General features: G+C 63.1%; 17 protein-coding genes. 11 read left to right on the forward strand and 6 right to left on the reverse strand.

From position 1 onward, the window contains the following. The first annotated feature begins 174 nt into the window (after positions 1-174). Positions 175-609, forward strand: a complete 435-nt coding sequence (locus tag OZ411_RS34285; RefSeq protein ID WP_282531472.1) for a cupin domain-containing protein — start codon at positions 175-177, stop codon at positions 607-609. A 323-nt stretch (positions 610-932) separates the two neighbouring features. Here OZ411_RS34285 and OZ411_RS34290 read toward each other — a convergent pair whose 3' ends face one another. Continuing rightward, the gene (locus tag OZ411_RS34290; RefSeq protein ID WP_130580365.1) at positions 933-1,157 is read right to left on the reverse strand and encodes a hypothetical protein; all 225 of its coding nucleotides are present in this window, start codon (positions 1,155-1,157) and stop codon (positions 933-935) included. Positions 1,158-1,334: 177 nt separating this feature from the next. On the opposite strand from OZ411_RS34290, the gene OZ411_RS34295 reads away from it, so the two are divergent. Beyond that, the gene (locus OZ411_RS34295) at positions 1,335-1,697 is read left to right on the forward strand and encodes a hypothetical protein (RefSeq protein WP_130580370.1); all 363 of its coding nucleotides are present in this window, start codon (positions 1,335-1,337) and stop codon (positions 1,695-1,697) included. 113 nt (positions 1,698-1,810) lie between these two features. Here OZ411_RS34295 and OZ411_RS34300 read toward each other — a convergent pair whose 3' ends face one another. Beyond that, positions 1,811-2,914 (reverse strand): mandelate racemase/muconate lactonizing enzyme family protein, encoded by a 1,104-nt coding sequence (locus tag OZ411_RS34300; protein WP_282531473.1) that lies wholly within the window; start codon positions 2,912-2,914, stop codon positions 1,811-1,813. 70 nt (positions 2,915-2,984) lie between these two features. After that, positions 2,985-4,217, reverse strand: coding sequence for an ABC transporter substrate-binding protein (locus OZ411_RS34305; protein ID WP_282531474.1), 1,233 nt, complete (start codon positions 4,215-4,217; stop codon positions 2,985-2,987). Positions 4,218-4,457: 240 nt separating this feature from the next. On the opposite strand from OZ411_RS34305, the gene OZ411_RS34310 reads away from it, so the two are divergent. The 4 genes from OZ411_RS34310 to OZ411_RS34325 all read left to right on the forward strand — a co-directional run bounded on the left by OZ411_RS34310 (position 4,458) and on the right by OZ411_RS34325 (position 8,826). After that, positions 4,458-5,297 (forward strand): AraC family transcriptional regulator, encoded by an 840-nt coding sequence (locus OZ411_RS34310; RefSeq protein WP_282531475.1) that lies wholly within the window; start codon positions 4,458-4,460, stop codon positions 5,295-5,297. A 232-nt stretch (positions 5,298-5,529) separates the two neighbouring features. Further along, positions 5,530-6,456 carry an SMP-30/gluconolactonase/LRE family protein gene (locus OZ411_RS34315; protein WP_282531476.1) on the forward strand — a complete coding sequence of 309 codons (927 nt, stop codon included), beginning with the start codon at positions 5,530-5,532 and terminating at the stop codon, positions 6,454-6,456. A gap of 105 nt (positions 6,457-6,561) precedes the next feature. Continuing rightward, a complete protein-coding gene (locus tag OZ411_RS34320) occupies positions 6,562-7,155 on the forward strand; it encodes a GNAT family protein (protein WP_282531477.1) in 594 nt (197 codons plus the stop codon). Between the two features lie 27 nt (positions 7,156-7,182). Further along, positions 7,183-8,826: a GMC family oxidoreductase N-terminal domain-containing protein gene (locus OZ411_RS34325; protein ID WP_282531478.1), complete on the forward strand. Its 1,644-nt coding sequence runs from the start codon at positions 7,183-7,185 to the stop codon at positions 8,824-8,826. A 148-nt stretch (positions 8,827-8,974) separates the two neighbouring features. Here the strand turns inward: OZ411_RS34325 and OZ411_RS34330 are convergent, their stop codons facing one another. Next, entirely contained in the window at positions 8,975-10,477 is a 1,503-nt protein-coding gene (locus OZ411_RS34330; protein WP_282531479.1) for an NAD(P)/FAD-dependent oxidoreductase, read from the reverse strand. A gap of 78 nt (positions 10,478-10,555) precedes the next feature. Then, positions 10,556-11,398, reverse strand: a complete 843-nt coding sequence (locus OZ411_RS34335) for a MoxR family ATPase (RefSeq protein WP_130580357.1) — start codon at positions 11,396-11,398, stop codon at positions 10,556-10,558. A 228-nt stretch (positions 11,399-11,626) separates the two neighbouring features. On the opposite strand from OZ411_RS34335, the gene OZ411_RS34340 reads away from it, so the two are divergent. From OZ411_RS34340 to sseA, 3 genes are all read left to right on the forward strand, one after another. Continuing rightward, positions 11,627-12,802, forward strand: a complete 1,176-nt coding sequence (locus OZ411_RS34340; RefSeq protein ID WP_130580356.1) for a VWA domain-containing protein — start codon at positions 11,627-11,629, stop codon at positions 12,800-12,802. Between the two features lie 139 nt (positions 12,803-12,941). Further along, positions 12,942-13,352 (forward strand): rhodanese-like domain-containing protein, encoded by a 411-nt coding sequence (locus tag OZ411_RS34345; RefSeq protein ID WP_130580355.1) that lies wholly within the window; start codon positions 12,942-12,944, stop codon positions 13,350-13,352. Positions 13,353-13,473: 121 nt separating this feature from the next. Next, positions 13,474-14,331 (forward strand): 3-mercaptopyruvate sulfurtransferase, encoded by an 858-nt coding sequence (gene sseA, locus OZ411_RS34350; RefSeq protein ID WP_282531480.1) that lies wholly within the window; start codon positions 13,474-13,476, stop codon positions 14,329-14,331. Between the two features lie 10 nt (positions 14,332-14,341). Here the strand turns inward: sseA and OZ411_RS34355 are convergent, their stop codons facing one another. Continuing rightward, positions 14,342-15,106, reverse strand: a complete 765-nt coding sequence (locus OZ411_RS34355) for a hypothetical protein (protein ID WP_282531481.1) — start codon at positions 15,104-15,106, stop codon at positions 14,342-14,344. A gap of 307 nt (positions 15,107-15,413) precedes the next feature. Here OZ411_RS34355 and OZ411_RS34360 point away from each other — a divergent pair, with 307 nt between their 5' ends. Continuing rightward, positions 15,414-16,625: a L,D-transpeptidase gene (locus OZ411_RS34360; protein WP_282531497.1), complete on the forward strand. Its 1,212-nt coding sequence runs from the start codon at positions 15,414-15,416 to the stop codon at positions 16,623-16,625. A gap of 162 nt (positions 16,626-16,787) precedes the next feature. Then, entirely contained in the window at positions 16,788-17,756 is a 969-nt protein-coding gene (locus tag OZ411_RS34365; protein WP_130584338.1) for an NAD-dependent epimerase/dehydratase family protein, read from the forward strand. Positions 17,757-17,759 lie beyond the last annotated feature (3 nt).

Raw genomic sequence — 17,759 nt, forward strand, 5'->3', positions numbered from 1 at the left:
AAACGCTTCGTCCGCCTAGCCAGCGATATCTGCAGAAATCGCCGCACCGCAGCGCGACTGGCGCGGATTTCGCATGGCACCAATCAAGCTGTGAACGCGACGATGCGACGCTGCCGAAAATTTGGACGCCTTGCGTAGCCGCGCTCTCGCGATCGAGAACGTTGGAGGCTTCAAATGAACCAGCATGCCGTTGTCAGCAAGTTCTCTCATGTCAAACCAGGCGATACCGTATTCAAAGGCGGGGGCCTGCGCGATTTCTTCCTCTACCGCGATCTCGGCATAGCCGATGCCACCGGCGGCCAGGTGATCTGCCATCTGGTCAAGGCCAATCCCGACTGCCCGCCCGAGGATGGCACCGGCTGGCATCGCCATGATTGCGATTTTCAGATCGTGATCATGATGAAGGGCTGGGCGCGCTTCATGTACGAAGACAACCCGACGCTGGTGCAGGCCGGCGATGTCGTGCATCAGCGGCCGGGTATCGTGCACTACCTCTTCGATTACTCACCGGACATGGAATATCTGGAGATCGTGAGCCCGGCGGACTTCAAGACCGTCGATATGCCGCCGGCCACCGAGAAGGTGCCGTCGGTGACGCCTTGGAAGTGACCGATCATGTCGTCTCCGGAGGAATTAACTTTTGTGGTTGGCCGTTGGCTGCGGCCGCTGATTGTTCTCCTGCATGTGGTGCGCCGGCTCGGACTGGCACCGACATCTAGCCGTGAACAACAGCGTACGGCGCTTCATCACTGATTCGGACGCGCTTCGTTCCACCGGCGTTCCGAACCTTAAGGCGGTGAACTCTCCCGTTGCATTTTGGGACAGAGCGGGTGCGAGAGGGATGAGCCTTCGTCCCTCTCGCAAGCTTTGCTTCGGTGTGAGCGCCGCGTCTCTCGCGGAGCAGAAGCCGATAACAACTCTTCTGTGGTCTCCTAAGCTGCGCCTGTTTGCTTTACGCGAGGAAAGCGCCAGGCAATCACGGTCGCCTCGACTGTTCCGCCGGATTGGTCATTGAGCCAATGACCGTCGATAAAGCGACAGGCGAACGGCAACTGATATGTGCCGCTCTGATCTTCGCAAAGCACTTCGACGATCTCGTTCGGCGGAGGTTCGCCGTTGCCATCGAATTGCGCCAGTCGCTTTTCGCGCGTTGCCATCTGATTATTCTCCACTTTCGATGCGTGGAAACGTTTGAGTTCCCAAATGCCCCCCGCACCCCGCAATGAGTGGAGGACAACGCCGGAATGCGGTTACAGTGTGGTATCTCTGACGATGTCGCCGCGCTTTGCGCACATTGCCGTGAGCGCGTGGAGGATTTAATGAACGTTAAGATGATGATCGCCGTGTTCGTGATGCTTGTATCCAGCACACTGGCATTCACCAAAGTTAAAGCTCAGGATGTTCCGGGCATCGAGATCTGTACCGTCGAGAAGACCTGGGAGCGGCGCACGAGCTGCCTGCAGAGCAACGTCGACTTCCTGCAGAAGACGATCACGAAGCTTGTGACCGATCATCAGCAGAAGCTCGATGCCGCCAATCGCCAGATTGAAAGCCTCAAGAGTGCATCCGCGACCTTGCAGAAGCGCGTGGATGATCTGCTGGCTGCGCAGAAGAAGATGGACGAGGACTTGAAGAAGAAAGCCGATATGCCGCCGGCAAAGGACGCTGCGCCAGTGGCGAAGGAAGGCGGCAAATAGTGAGTGTCCGTCATTGCGAGCGCCAGCGAAGCAATCCATCTCACGGCTTGCTGAGACGTGGATTGCTTCGTCGCTATCGCTCCTCGCAATGACGCCTGAGTTGCCAAGCCTCCTCACGACACGCGGTACTGCTCCATCACGTCTCTGTCGGGCTCATAGCCGAGTCCGGGCCCTTGCGGCACTTCGGCACTCCCGCTTGCATCGACATCGGCGCGGCCGCGCCAGAGGCAGGCGGGCCGTTTCATGTAGAAGACTTCGATGAAGCCGTCGTCCCGTATCGACATCAGGTGCAGCGTCGCCAGGAAGCCCGGTCCGAAATAGGGCGAGTGCGGAACGATCTTGACGCCGAGTTCGTCGGCGAGCGCCGCAACTCTCAGGAACTCGGTGATGCCGCCGACCTTGGTCACCGAGGGTTGCGCATGGCTGACGGCGTCCGCCGTCATCATCTGGCGAAATTGGTGCACGGTGCAGGCATTCTCGCCCGCCGCGATGTCGAGGCCGCCCTTGGCGCGCACGTCGGCGAGCGCGGCAAAATCCTCCGGTGGCCAGACCGGCTCCTCGAGGAACATCGGACTTGCCGCCTGGCAGGCCTGAGCGAAAGCAATCGCGTTCGGGCCATCCAGCGGGCAGTTCATGTCGACCATCAGCGGGACGTCGCTGCCGATCGCGTTGCGTGCCGCGAACACCGCAGGAGTCGTGGTCTCGTGCAGCTTGATCGCGCCATAGCCGCGACGGAGCGCGGCCTCGCATTCGCCGGCGATATGTTCCGGCGTGCCGATCCGCATCAGGCTCGCATAGGCCGGGATCTTTGCGCGTCTGGCCTCGCCGATCAGCCGATGCAGCGGCACGCCCTTGATCTTGCCGGCAAGGTCCCACAGCGCGATGTCGAGTCCCGAGATCGCGAACATCGTGATGCCGTAGCGGCCGAACAGATGCAGGTTGCGCTGGATCTGCTCCATGACGGCGGGAATGCCGGAGGCATCAGGCACGTCGAGGCCACGCGCCTGCGGCACGATCATTTCCTCGATCGCGGTGCAGGTCGTGCGCGGACAGACATAGGCGAAGGCATCGCCCCAACTGGTGAGGCCGCTATCGGTCGAAACTTCGACCAGCACCATGTCGAGCGCAGCGATCGCCGACGCGCCCTGCCGGAAGCTCGCGGGGCCGGCGTCATAGGGGATGCGGATGTGGTGTGCGCGGACATCAGTGATTTTCATGGTGTTTCTCCAAGGCGGAATGGCGTATCCCGCACGAGCGGGATACGTCGATTTGAAGCGACGGCTACTTTTAAGAGTTCTTCTCGCCGCTCATGACGGGGCCGAACCGTTCCCAGCTCTCGCCTTTGAAGCGCGTCATCTGGAGCTGCTCGATCGGCGCAAAGTCGTTCGGGCCGGTCTTGATGCGCGTGCCCGGCAGGTAGATGCCGATCTGGAAATCGAGATTGGCCGCCTGCTTCATGACATTCTCGCGGGTGAGGTTGTCGCCGCATTGGCGCAGCACCTGCTCGAGCCCCTTGGCGACGCCATAGCCGAACACGGTCGCGGCGTCGTCGAGATCGCCTTCAGGATACCATTTGCCCATGAATGCCCGCCACTCGTTCATGGCGGGATCGTTCTTCCATTCGGCGTCCTTGGGATCCTTCAGATAGTTGGTGGAAAGCACGCCTTGGCTGGCCTCATAGCCGGCCGGCTTCATGACGCCGCCGATCGAGACGGACACGTTGGTCAGGAACTGCACCGGGTGCCAATCCAGCTCGGCGATCTTCTTGATCGCCTGCGCCGCGAATTTCGGCGTCGCGATGTTGACGAAGATATCGGGATTGGCGCCCTTGATCTGCACCACCTGGGAATCCACCGTGGGCGAACTGGTCTCGTAGGAGGTCTCCACGATGATCAGCTTGCCAGCCTGATCGCCGAGGCCGTCGCGCAGGCCGATCACATAGTCCTTTCCGAAATCGTCGTTCTGGTAGAGCACGCCGATCGTCTTGCCGGGATAGTTCTGCAGGATGTACTTGCCGTAGATCCGCGCTTCGACCTGATAGCTGGGCTGCCAGCCCATGGTCCACGGAAAATTCTTCGGATCGTTCCACTTGGCGGCGCCGGTGGAGACGAAAAGCTGCGGCACCTTCTTCGAGTTCATGTATTTCTGGATCGCGGTATTGCCCGGCGTGCCCAGCGGGTTGAAGATCAGCAGCACCTCGTCGTTCTCGACGAGCTTGCGTGCCTGTTCGACCGTCTTCGGCGGGCTATAGGCGTCGTCATAGCTGATGAAGTTGATCTTGCGGCCGTTGATGCCGCCTTCCGCGTTGAGCTTGTTGAAATAGGCCGCTTCGGTCTTGCCGATGGTGGCATAAGCCGAAGCCGGGCCGGAGTAGGGCATGATGTTGCCGATCTTGATTTCGGTGTCGGTGGCACCGGGGTCGTATTTCTTTTGTGCGCTGGCGGTTCCCGCGAGCGCGACAGCCAGAAGTGTCGCAAGCAGCGTGGATTGGGCATAGTTCAAGAGCCGGTAATGCATCATTGTCCTCCCTGACAGTTCGCCGCGGCTCTTGCAGTCTTGATTATGGGCAGCTTTGGGTGAGCCGTCGGATCGATGCGTCAGCGAGTATGCACGATTGGCTTGGCCTTGCCAGCGAAGGGGTGGGTTGCAATTTCCGTGGGACGGAACGACGCTCTGATTGCTGCCGGACAGCAAGGACTGTCAAACGGTGCTCGGCGCGATCGCGCATGATGGACGCGCTTTGAGGGAAGGCCGACAGCCATGAATCCAGCCCAGAAGGCGCTCTGGTACATCGAGAGCCATCTTGGTCAGCCGCTGACGCTCGACGAGATCGCCGGCATCGCCGGCGTCTCGCGCTTCCATCTGGTGCGCGCGTTTGCGGCGGCGACGGGGTTTTCGGTGATGCGATACGTGCGCGCCCGCCGTCTCAGCGAGGCGGCTCGCGCGCTCGCGAGCGGCGCGCCGGATATTCTCAGCCTGGCGCTGGATGCGGACTACGGCTCTCACGAAGCGTTCACCCGCGCGTTCCGCGACCATTTCGGCGTCACGCCCGAAACGGTTCGCGCCACGACGTGCCTCAGCAAGCTTAAACTACAGGAGCCGATCATGATGGATTCAACCGCGCTCGATCATCTCAGTCCGCCGCGTATTGCGACCGGAAAGGCGTTCCTCGTCGCCGGCGTCGGCGAACGCTACAATCACGCCAATTGCGATGGCGCCGGCATTCCGAACCAGTGGCAACGCTTTCACCAGACGGTCGGCAATATTCCCGGCCGCATCGGCAACGTCGCCTATGGCGTCTGCTGCAACGGAGATGACGCCGGCAATTTCGATTACATCGCCGGCGTCGAGGTCGCCGACTTCTCCGATCTGCCGCGCGAGTTCAGCCGGGTGCGAATCCCCGAGCAGAAATATGCGGTCTTCACCCACAGCGAGCACATCTCCACGATCCGGCGGACTGTGAACACGATCTGGAATCACTGGCTGCCGCAATCCGGCATGAAGGCGGCCGATGCGCCGAACTTCGAGCGCTATGACGAGACGTTCGATCCTATGACCGGCAATGGCGGCCTCGAGATCTGGGTGCCGGTCAAGGAGTGATGGACGTGTAGGATGGGTAGAGCGCAGCGAAACCCATCAATGCGCCGGCTCGGATGGGGCGAGACGATGGGTTTCGCTGGCGCTCTACCCATCCTACGGCAGCTCGCAAAGCTGCCCTGCTTCGCGCTTGCTTGGCAAGCAACGGCGTCTTTGCCATAACTCCGCGCCAACAATACGTTGCGTGGGGCGGTCGAAAAATCCCCTTGCAGCCATAAGCAGCCGGGAGGATTTCATGGCCAATATCCGCGTTCTTGCCACCGATCTCGAATTTCCGGAAGGGCCGGTGGTGATGCCGGATGGATCGGTGGTGCTGGTCGAAATCCGCGGGAAGCGGCTAACGCGGGTCTATCCGGACGGGCGCAAGGAAGTGGTGGCGCAGATTCCGGGCGGCCCCAATGGCGCCGCGCTCGGTCCCGACGGCAAGATGTACATCTGCAACAATGGCGGCTTCAGTTGGATCCCGACGCGCAACATGATCATGCCGGGGCCGCAGCCGGACGATTATATCGGCGGCTCGATCCAGCGCGTCGACCTGCAGTCGGGCAACGTCGAGACCGTCGTCGACAAATGCGGCGAGCATGCCCTGAGGGGACCGAACGACCTTGTCTTCGACAAGCATGGCGGGCTCTGGTTCTCCGATCTCGGCAAGCGTCGCGCCCGCGAGATGGATGTCGGCGCATTCTATTACATCAAGCCCGGCATGAAGGAGATTGTCGAAGGCGTGCACGGCCTGCTGCCCGCCAACGGCATCGGCCTGTCGCCGGACGAGAACACGGTTTACATCGCGGAGACGCCGACCGCGCGGCTCTGGGCCTATGATCTTTCTGCGCCCGGAACCGTCAAGCCGCGCGACGTGATTTATCGCGGCGAACGCGGCAAGCCGATTGCCGGGCTCGGCGGCTACCAGATGTTCGATTCGCTTGCGGTGGAGGCGAGCGGCAATGTCTGCGTGGCGACGCTGGTTTCGGGCTGCATCTCCGTGATCGCGCCTGATGGTACCCTGGTCGAGCAGGTGCCGACCGGCGACCGCGTCACCACCAACATCGCCTTTGGCGGACCTGAGCTGAAGACCGCCTACATCACGCTGTCAGGCAAGGGCGAGCTGATCGCGATGGACTGGTCGCGGCCTGGGTTGCCGCTGAATTTTTTGAATAAGTGATGTAGTACGTCATTGCGAGGAGCGAAGCGACGAAGCAATCCACTGTCCCCGCAAGTGGCGCTATGGATTGCTTCGCTTCGCTCGCAATGACGGAGAGGATGTTGCATGCCCTGGCTTGAACCGATCACCCTTCGCGGCGCGCAGGCGCGGCTGGAGCCGCTGTCGCAGGATCACATCGACGGACTCGTCGAGGCCGTGAAGGATGGCGAGCTCTGGAAGCTCTGGTACACGTCCATTCCGCGCCCGGAAGACATGCGCAAAGAGATCGACCGCAGGCTTGGTCTGCAGGCGGCCGGATCGATGCTGCCGTTCACGGTGTTCGATGCCGGCGGCACCATCTCGGGCATGACGACCTATATGAATGTCGATGCGCCCAACCGGCGCGTCGAGATTGGTTCGACCTGGTACGCGAAGCGTGTGCAGCGCAGCGCGGTCAATACGCAGTGCAAATTGCTGTTACTGACGCACGCCTTTGAGGCACTCGATTGCATTGCGGTAGAGTTCCGCACGCATTTCTTCAACCACCAGAGCCGCCGCGGCATCGAGCGGCTCGGCGCCAAGCTGGACGGCGTCCTGCGCAGCCACCAGATCGCAGCGAATGGCACGTTGCGCGACACCGTCGTCTACAGCATTATCGCCAGTGAATGGCCGACGGTGAAGGCGCATCTCAACTATCAACTCAACGAAAAGCCGCGGTAGCCGCTCTGCCGCGCCAGAAACGAGACGATGGAAACGTTCGATTATGTGATTATCGGCGCGGGCTCCGCTGGTAGCGTTCTGACCAACCGCTTGAGCGAGGATGCCGGCACCACGGTTTGCGTGCTCGAAGCCGGCCCGAAAGATTGGCACCCCTATATCCATCTGCCGGCGGGATTCATCAAGACGTTCCACATGAAGAGCGTCAACTGGGCCTACCAGCAGGAGCCGGGCCCCTGGACCGGCGGCCGCAGCATCTATGCGCCGCGCGGCAAGACGCTCGGCGGCTCGTCCTCGATCAACGGCCATATCTACAACCGCGGCCAGCGCCAGGACTTCGACACCTGGGCGCAGCTCGGCAACCGCGGCTGGGGCTATCCGGACGTGCTGCCCTATTTCAAGCGGATGGAACGCCGCGTCGGCGAGTGCGACGAGACCTATCGCGGCCGCGACGGCAGCCTCACCGTCACCACCATGGACTGGCAGGACCCGCTCTGCGAAGCCTTCATGGCGGGGGCCGTCAGCCTCGGCATTCCGCGCAACCCCGACTACAACGGCGCGATCCAGGAGGGCGTGTCCTACTGCCAGCGCACGATCCAGAACGGCCTGCGCATGAGCGCGGCGAAAGCGTTCCTGCATCCGGCGCGCAAGCGGCCGAACGTCAACGTGCGCACGCATGCGCATGTCATCAACATCATCTTCGAAGGCAAGCGCGCGGTCGGCGTGCGCTATCTTCGGGGAGGGCGGGGCGGCGAGCCGGTCGAGGTGCGCGCCAACAAGGAAGTCATCCTCTCCGGCGGCGCCTACAACTCGCCGCAGGTCCTGCAATTATCCGGCGTCGGCTCGCCCGAACTGTTGCAGTCGCACGGCATCGAGGTGCGCCATGCATTGCCCGGTGTCGGCGAGGGATTGCAGGACCATTACGCGCCGCGCTCGGTCGCGCGCGTCAAGAACATCAAGACCATCAACGAGCTCCGGCGCGGACTGAGCCTGTGGGTCGAGGCCTTGAAATGGGCGACGACGCGGCGCGGCCTGCTGTCGCTGTCGCCGACCATGGTCTATTGCTTCTGGCATTCCGGCGAGACCACGGAAAGCTCGGACCTCCAGCTCACCTTCACGCCGGCGAGCTACAAGGAAGGCGTGCAGGGCCAGCTCGAGGACGAGCCCGGCATGACGGTCGCCTCCTGGCAGCAGCGGCCGGAGAGCCGCGGCTATGTCCGCATCCGCTCGTCAGACCCGTTCGCACCGCCGATCATCCAGACCAACTATCTCGTCGAAGAACTCGACCGCCGCGTCGTCGTCGCCGGCATGAAGCTGGCGCGCCGGCTTCTGAAGTCAGCGCCGCTTGCGCCCTACTATGACTACGAGGATTTCCCCGGACCGAACGTGCAGAGCGACGACGAACTCCTGGCGGCGGCGACAGAGCGCGGCACCACCACATTCCATCCCGGTTGCACCTGCCGGATGGGTCCGGCAGATGCCAGATGGGCCGTGGTCGACGACCAGCTCCGCGTCCACGGATTGCAGGGCCTGCGCGTGGTCGACGCGTCCGTCATGCCGCGCATGATCTCCGCCAATCTCAACGCCTCGACGATGATGATCGCCGACAAGGCCTCCGACATGATCCGCGGGCGGACCGCGCCGGAGGCGGTAAGGTTTCCCGAAATGGCCTGAGCTGTCATTGCGAGCCAACGGGTCGCGCGAACGCGCGCCCGATGACGGGCTCCGCGAAGCAATCCATCGCGCCACGTGTGGAGAGATGGATTGCTTCGTCGCTGTCGCTCCTCGCAATGACGTTGAGAGCGTCCGCTGGGACGAGGGTCTAGCTGTACACGAACGCCTTGTCCGCGAGGTCGATCGTCGGAAACTCGTCCTTCTCGGCCCAGTAGTCCTGGTTGTGCTGCCATTCCGGCTTGGCGCCGCGCTTCGGCAACAGGTGCATGCCGCGCAGCATGTAGCCGGGGTTGAAGTTTTCCTCGTCGATCCACTGCAGGATCGGCATGTTGTGGTCCTCCGGTCGCAACGCCGGCGTGACCTTCTTCGCGCCCGTTTCCTTCATGTGTGTGAGCAGGCGGCAGACGAAGTCGGCGACGAGGTCGACGCGCAGGGTCCAGCTCGCGCGGAAATAGCCGAACACCCAGACGAGATTTGGCACGCCCGTGAACATCATGCCGCGATAGGTCACGGTATCGGCGAAATCGAGCGGCTTGCCGTCGAGCTCGAATTCGATATCGCCAGTGGCGCACAGATTGAAGCCGGTCGCGGTGACGATGATGTCGGCTTCGAGCTCCTTGCCGGATTTCAGCAGGATGCCCTTCTCGGTGAAGCGTTCGATCTCGTCGGTGACGACAGAAGCCTTGCCGGCCTTGATGCCCTGGAACAGGTCGCCGTCGGGAATGAAGGCGATGCGCTGCCGCCACGGGCGATAGCGCGGCGTGAAGTGGGTCGCGATGTCATAATCTTTGCCGAGATAGGCTTCGACCGCGGACAGCAAGTCCTTCTTGGCCTCTTCAGGTTTCTCGAAGGTCTTGCGGGTGAAGGCGTCCTGGTCGAACAGGATCTTGCGGCGGGTGATCTCGTGGATCCATTTCTCGTCGACCTGCAACTGCCGCAGTTGCTCGGCGATCTCAATCGCGTTGCGGCCGGTGCGGAAATAGGTCGGCGAGCGCTGCAGCATGGTCACATGGCCGGCCTCGTTGGCCATCGCCGGGATCAGCGTCGCGGCGGTGGCGCCGGAGCCGATCACGACGACGCGCTTGCCCTTGTAGTCGAGGTCCTCGGGCCATTTCTGCGGATGCACGATCGGGCCCTTGAACTTGGCCATGTCCTTCCATTCGGGCGTATAGCCCTCGGCATGGCGATAGTAGCCCTGGCACATCCAGAAGAAGTTGGTGGTGAAGCGGAAGTGTTCGCCGGTGTCGATACGCGTGGCGTCGATGGTCCAGAGATTGGTCTCGCTCGACCATTTTGCCGACGTGATGGTGTGGCGATAGCGGATGTGGCGCGCGAGGTCGTTCTCCTCGATCACGTCGCCCATATATTTCAGGATCTCGGCGGCGGTTGCGATCGGCGCGCTGGTCCACGGCTTGAAGCGATAGCCGAAGGTGTGGAGGTCGCTGTCGGATCGGATACCGGGATAGCGGTGCGTGCTCCAGGTGCCGCCGAACGTCTTCTGCGTCTCCAGCACGACGAAGCTGGTCCCGGGGCACTGCGTGGTGAGGTGGTAGGCGGCGCCAATACCTGAAATGCCGGCGCCCACGATCAGGACGTCGAAATGCTCAGAGGTGATGGGTTCGGCAGCACGGATCTGTGTTTGGACGTTCATCTTCCCCGCTCTTTTGTTGTTTTATTGGCAGTACGCGCGAAGCGCCGGGGTGCTCCCGGCGCTTCGTAGATCGTCAAGTCAGACTTCGCGGCGGCTCAGGAAGGCCAGCCGCTCGAACAGGTGCACGTCCTGTTCGTTCTTGAGCAGTGCGCCGTGCAGCGGCGGGATCAGCTTGCGCGGATCGCGCTCCCGCAGCATCTCTGGCGTGATGTCCTCGTTCAGGAGCAGCTTCAGCCAGTCGAGCAATTCGGAGGTCGAGGGCTTCTTCTTCAGGCCCGGCACTTCCCGCACCTCGAAGAAGATGCGCAAGGCCTCTTCCACCAGACGTCTCTTGATGCCGGGGAAATGCACGTCGACGATCTTTTCCATCGTGTCCGCATCGGGGAACTTGATGTAGTGGAAGAAGCAGCGCCGCAGGAAGGCGTCCGGCAACTCCTTCTCGTTGTTGGAGGTGATCATCACGATCGGGCGCAGCTTGGCCTTGATGTTCTCGCCGGTCTCGTAGACGAAAAACTCCATGCGATCGAGCTCGAGCAGGAGATCGTTGGGGAATTCGATATCGGCCTTGTCGATCTCGTCGATCAAGAGCACCGGGCGCTTCTCGTTGGTGAAGGCTTCCCACAGCTTGCCGCGCTTGATGTAGTTCTTGATGTCCGAGACGCGGGCGTCGCCGAGTTGGCTGTCGCGCAACCGCGACACCGCATCATATTCGTAGAGGCCCTGTTGTGCCTTGGTGGTGGACTTGATGTGCCAGGTCAGAAGCGGTGCATCGAGCGCCTTAGCGACTTCCTCGGCCAGCACCGTCTTTCCGGTGCCGGGCTCGCCCTTCACCAGAAGCGGGCGCTCCAGCACGATGGCGGCGTTGACAGCGACTTTAAGGTCATCGGTGGCGACATAATCCTTGGTACCGGTGAATTTCATACTACCCCGTCATGATGAGTTTCAATTTGATACTAATGGAAAAACCAAGCAGGTCTAGCGTGGATTCCAGCGCCTGAACGCAACTGAGCTAACCGCTACCGCCTTGAAATTAGGCGGGCCCTTTCCGCCTTGCGGAATGATCCGCGCACCTCGGTGCCGACCCCGTGATGCTGCCCTAAAGACCCGGGTGCCCTTGACGGCGCGACCCCGGCGGGCGATCTATGGAACATGTTCTTGCAGTTCTTCACATCGCTGCGCGAGGCCCAGGTCCCTGTGACCTTGCGCGAATATCTCACGCTGATGGAGGCGCTCGACGCCGACCTGGCGGAGCAGAGTGTCGAGAATTTCTACTATTTGTCGCGCTCGGCGCTGGTGAAGGACGAGCGCAACCTCGACAAATTCGACCGTGTCTTCGGCACCGTGTTCAAGGGGCTGGAGAGCCTGCTCGATGCCATGGACAAGGCCGAAATCCCTGAGGAGTGGCTGAAGAAGCTCGCGGAAAAATACCTCACCGAGGAAGAGAAGAAGCAGATCGAAGCCATGGGCTGGGACAAGCTCATGGAGACGCTCCGCAAGCGGCTCGAGGAACAGAAAGGTCGGCACCAGGGCGGCAACAAGTGGATCGGCACCGCCGGCACATCGCCCTTCGGCGCCCATGGCTACAATCCCGAAGGCATCCGCATCGGCCAGGAGAAGAACCGCAACAACCGCGCCGTGAAGGTGTGGGACAAGCGCGAGTTCAAGGATCTCGACGGCAATGTCGAGCTCGGCATCCGCAACATCAAGGTCGCGCTGCGGCGGCTGCGCAAGTTCGCCCGCACCGGCGCGCCCGACGAGCTCGATCTCGACACCACGATCAAGGAAACCGCCAATCACGGCTATCTCGACGTGCACATGCGCCCCGAGCGGCGCAACGCGGTGAAGGTCCTGGTGTTCTTCGATATCGGCGGCTCGATGGATTCGCATATCGAGCAGGTCGAGGAATTGTTCTCGGCCGCGAAGAGCGAATTCAAGCACATGGAGTATTTCTACTTCCACAACTGCCTCTATGAGGGCGTCTGGAAGCAGAACAAGCGGCGCTTCACCGATCGCACGCCGACCTGGGACGTGCTGCACAAATATCCGCACGACTATAAGGTGGTGTTCGTCGGCGACGCCTCGATGTCGCCTTACGAGATCATGGTCCCTGGCGGCTCGGTTGAGCATGTCAACGAGGAGGCCGGTTCGATCTGGCTCGATCGCATCATCCGCACCTATCCGCACGCGGTGTGGCTCAACCCGGTGGCGCAGAAGCACTGGGACTATTCGGAATCGACCACCATCATCCGCCGCATCTTCTCCGAACGCATGTACCCGATCACGATCGAAGGTCTGGAGAATGCGATGAAGGAACTGGTACGGTAAGTTCAACCGTCGTCATTCCGGGGCGCGCGCAGCGCGAACCCGGAATCCATTTCTCCGCCGGCGCATGTGGCCGAATGGATTCCGGGGCGATGCTTACGCATCGCCCCGGAATGACAGGAAACAGCCAAGGGAGAGCCCCATGCCCCAGACCATTCACCGCGGCATCAAGCAGATGATGGATGAAGCCAATGCCGAGATCGAGACCGTCAGTGCGGCCGACGCCATCAAGCTGCTCCCGAACGGTGACGTCGTGATCGTCGACATCCGCGATCCCCGCGAGATCGAGCGCGATGGCAAGATCCCCGGCGCCTTCTCGTGCACCCGCGGCATGCTCGAATTCTGGATCGATCCGGCGAGCCCCTACGCCAAGCCGATCTTCCAAGAGGACAAGAAGTTCATCTTCCATTGCGCCGGCGGCATGCGCTCGGCCCTGGCTGCGAAGACCGCGCAGGACATGGGGCTGAAGCCGGTCGCCCATATGGGCGGCGGTTTTGCCGCCTGGCGCGACGCCGGCGGCCCGATCGAGAAGTGGGAGCCGAAGAAGAAATAAGCTCGTCACACGCGAGCTTGACCCGCGTGTCTATCCCGACAAAAGGGCCATCCTCTCGAAGAGGATGGATTGCCGGGCCAAGCCCGGCAATGACGATTTGCGAAGTGCCGGAGATCCATCCATGACCACCACTGAAGACCCGCTCGTCTCCACCGACTGGCTTGCCGCCCATCTCGGCGATCCCAAGGTCAAGGTCATCGACGCCTCCTACAAGATGCCGGGCGTGTTGCCGTTGCCGGCAGACGATTTCATCGCCGCCCACATTCCCGGTGCGGTGTTCTTCGACGTCAATGCGATCGCCGACAAGAACGACCCGCGCCCGCACATGTATCCGACCGCCGAGCAGTTCGCGCAGAACGTCTCCGCGCTCGGCATCTCCTCCGACGACACCGTGGTCGCCTATGATGCCGGCGGCTGGGTCGCAGCGCCGCGGGCGTGGTGGATGTTCCTTTCGTTCGGCCATCCGAACGTGAAGGTGCTCGACGGCGGTTTGCAGAAGTGGAAGGCCGAGGGACATCCGACAGAATCCGGTCCCGTGACAGCGAAGCCTGGAAAATTCCAGGCCAAGTTCGATCCAAGCTTCGTCCGCAGCAAGGAGCAATTGCTCGGCAATATCGAGACCAAGAAGGAACAGGTGATCGATGCACGGCCGCGTCCGCGGTTCGAGGGCACCGTGGTCGAGCCCTGGCCCGGCCGTCGCTCCGGCCACATCCCAGGCAGCCGCAACGTTCCTTATGCCGATCTGTTCGACCCGAAGACCGGGGCGATGAAGCCGCTCGATGAATTGCGCAAGGCATTTGCGTCCGCCGGCGTCGACACGGCAAAGCCGATCGTCACCAGTTGCGGCTCCGGCGTCTCGGCGCTGGTGTTGACGCTCGCGCTCTATCGCCTCGGCGTGCGCGGCAGTGCGCTCTACGACGGTTCCTGGGCCGAATGGGGATTGCCGGACGGGCCGCCGATCGCGACGGGACCCGCCTGATTCCAGACGATCAGCGCGTCGGGCGCGCGAGCATCGGCTGGCCGAACGGATCGAGCACCTGCTGTGGCGGGGCCTGCCGCATCAGGCGTTGCTGCTGCGCCGCCACGCGCCGACGCTCCCTGGCACGCTCCGCCCGCGCACGCTTCTTGGCGGCGCTTTGATCCGGCTTCGCGTCCGCGCTCTTTGCGGACGTCGTTTCCTCGACGGTAACCGCGGGGCCGCCCAGCGTGGCGATCTTGGCCGCCGCCGGACTCTCTTCCGCTGCGGCAGGCGCCTCGGGTGCGGAGGGCGTGGCGTCGTTCGCGGGCGGGACCTCTGCGACCGCCGCAGGCTTGGTCTCTTCGGCGGGAGCAGGAGTTTCCGTCTGGGCTGCCGTCGTCGGTGCCTGTGGTTCCGGAGCATCTGCCACAGGCGGCGGCGTCTCGGTCGAGGCAGGCTCATCGGGCTTCACGGCCGCCACCTGCTCGGGCTCCGCCGGCGCGGGAGCATCGGCGATTGGTGTGGTCGGAGCAGGGGACGTCTCGGCGCTGTCCGGCGCCTTTTCTGTTGTCTCTGCTGCGGACGCGTCGACGCGCAGCATGGCGAGCGTCGGCGGCTTCTCTTGAACTTGTGTTTGGGCTTGCGCGAAGACGGGCTCCGGTGGGCTGCGTCGCGACGGGATGCTCGCGACTTCCTCATGGGCAGCCCGCAGAAGCGCCGCGGCGCCAAGTCCGAAGATCAGGACCGACGTCGACAGCACGATCGCCGCGAACAGGAAACGAAGACCGGGAAGCATGGGTGCGGTTCCGTCTTTGCCGAAGTGTTCTTTTGAGCCAGAGGAAACGCGGTGACCACAGGGGAAGGCCGCTCGCAGGCAGCGAATCAAGCCGATTCGAGGATATCGCAACCAATGTCGGGGAATGACGCCCGTAGTCCAACGGAATAACTTTTCCCGACGGTGAGGCATCTTTGCCGCAGCGATCACTGCCCAATCACAAAATGACCGATTCGGGCCGGATTTCGCGGAATTGTCTTGAATGCGCCGCTATCTTCCTTCAAGTGCCGTTAACGGTCCGGTGTGGCTTGGGGACTATACAAGAGCGATGATGATCAACCGCATTCTGACGATTTGTGCTGCCGCAGCGCTCGGCGCGGCAGGAACTTCGGTTGCGCAGGCGCAGCAGGGCTACCCCGCAGGGCCAGGTCCGGTCTATTCCGCTCCTCAGGGCTCCTATCCGCCGCCGCCCCCTGGCTACGTGCGCGACGACCGCCGCCCGTCGGATTTTGATGTCTTTGAAGAGGACGACGAGGCGCCGAACGGCCAGAGTTCGGCGTCGCTGTCGCCGCCCGGACCGGTGCTTTCGCCCAACGATCCCCGCTATGGCCGCCCGATGGGCGCGCCGCCGCCGGCCTATTCGGATCGTAACATGCCGACCGGCCCGGTCATGTCGCCCGATGATCCGCGCTACGGCCGTCCGGCAGGCCCGCCGCCGGTGATCTACGCCGATCGTCCCCAGGGGCCGGCGCAGAATTATAATTATCCCGATGATCGCGCCATGCGCCCGCCGGAGTCCGTGGGCGCCGCGGGTGGTGCGCCTGCCGTCACCGGCGCCGTGCCGCAGCAGCCCCAGGTCGGCAGCGACGGCAGGCCGATGACGGTCGCGGCGCTGCCGCCGGAAGAGCAGCCGGAAGCCGCTCCCGTGCAACTGCCGCCGAACCTGCGTCGCCAGGAGGTGTCGTTCGCGACCAAGGAGCCGGCCGGCACCATCGTGGTCGATACGTCGAACACCTACCTCTACTACATCCTGGGCGGCGGCCGCGCAGTCCGCTACGGCGTTCGCGTCGGCCGCGACGGCTTCACCTGGACCGGCGTGCAGAAGATCAGCCGCAAGGCGGAGTGGCCGGACTGGTATCCGCCGACCGAGATGATCGAGCGTCAGCCCTATCTGCCGCGCTTCATGGCCGGCGGCCCCGGCAATCCGCTCGGCGCGCGCGCGATGTATCTCGGCTCGACCGTGTACCGTATCCACGGCACCAACCAGCCGTCGACGATCGGCAAGTTCGTCTCGTCGGGCTGCATCGGCATGCTGAATGAGGACGTCTCCGACCTCTTCGATCGCGTGAAGGTCGGCACCCGCGTGGTGGTGATGCCGGGCGGTCCGCCGCCTGGAACCGCTACCGCCTCCGCTGCGCCGCCGCCCGGCGGGCCCGTTGCGGCGGCCCCAGCGCCGACCCAGGCGCAAGCCGCCGCGCCGCTGCCGGGCACGCAGCCGACGACAGTGCCGCCGCTGCCGGCCCCGGTCACGATCCGCTAGGGCGATTACAATTCAACATCAAAAGGCGCGCGAACAGCGCGCCTTTTTTGTTTGGTGCGACCGTGATCGGCAGGCTTTGCACTTCTGTCAAATTCCCGCGCTTGAATTCGTGTTCGGCTGGATTACGTGCCAGAGGGCTGCAACCGACGTGGGGATAATGCCATGCGCATCCTTGTTGCAGGCGCCACCGGCGCTATCGGCCGACAACTCGTTCCCGCCCTGATCCGGGCCGGCCATTCGGTGATCGGCACCACGCGAACATCAGCCAAAGCCGAGGCGATCGGGCAGATGGGCGTCGAGCCTGTCATCGTCGATGGGCTCGATGCACAGGCCGTCCGCGCGGCGGTCATTGCGAAGCAGCCCGAGGTGATCGTCCATCAGATGACCGACCTCGCTAATGTCACCGATCTCCGCCATTTCGATCGTGCCTTCGCGGTCACTAACCGGCTGCGCACCCTCGGCACCGATTGCCTGCTGGCCGCCGCGCGCGAAGCCGGTGTCAGGCGTTTCGTCGCCCAGAGCTTCTGCGGCTGGACTTATGGCCGAAGCGGCGCACCGGTCAAAACGGAGGCCGATCCGCTCGATCCCGATCCGCCGCAGGAATTGCGCCGCACGCTGGAGGCGATCCAGCATCTGGAGCGGGCGGTTACCGGCTCTGAGCAGCCGGAAGGAATCGTGCTCCGATACGGATCGTTCTACGGCCCCGATACCGGCATACTGTCGCGGGCGATGATCGATCAATTGCGGCGCCGGCGCGTGCCGATGATCGGCGATGGCGGCGGCTGGTGGTCGTTCATCCATGTCGCCGACGCGGCATCCGCCACCGTTGCCGCGATCGAGCGCGGCAGAGCCGGCAACATCTACAACATCGTCGACGACGAGCCCGCGGAAGTCAGCGAATGGCTGCCGGCGCTCGCGGCGATCGTGGGCGCCAAGCCGCCGTTCCATGTGCCGGTCTGGCTCGGCCGCCTGCTCGCCGGCGAACATATGGTGGCGATGATGACCGAGGTGCGGGCGGGCTCGAATGTCAAAGCCAGGCGCGAGCTCGGCTGGCAGCCGTCGCATCCATCCTGGCGCACCGGCTGTGCCGAAATCGTCGGGCACTCCGGCGGCCACAGCGCCGCCGCCTGAGCA

Source organism: Bradyrhizobium sp. Arg237L (assembly GCF_029990105.1).
Classification (GTDB): Bacteria; Pseudomonadota; Alphaproteobacteria; order Rhizobiales; family Xanthobacteraceae; genus Bradyrhizobium.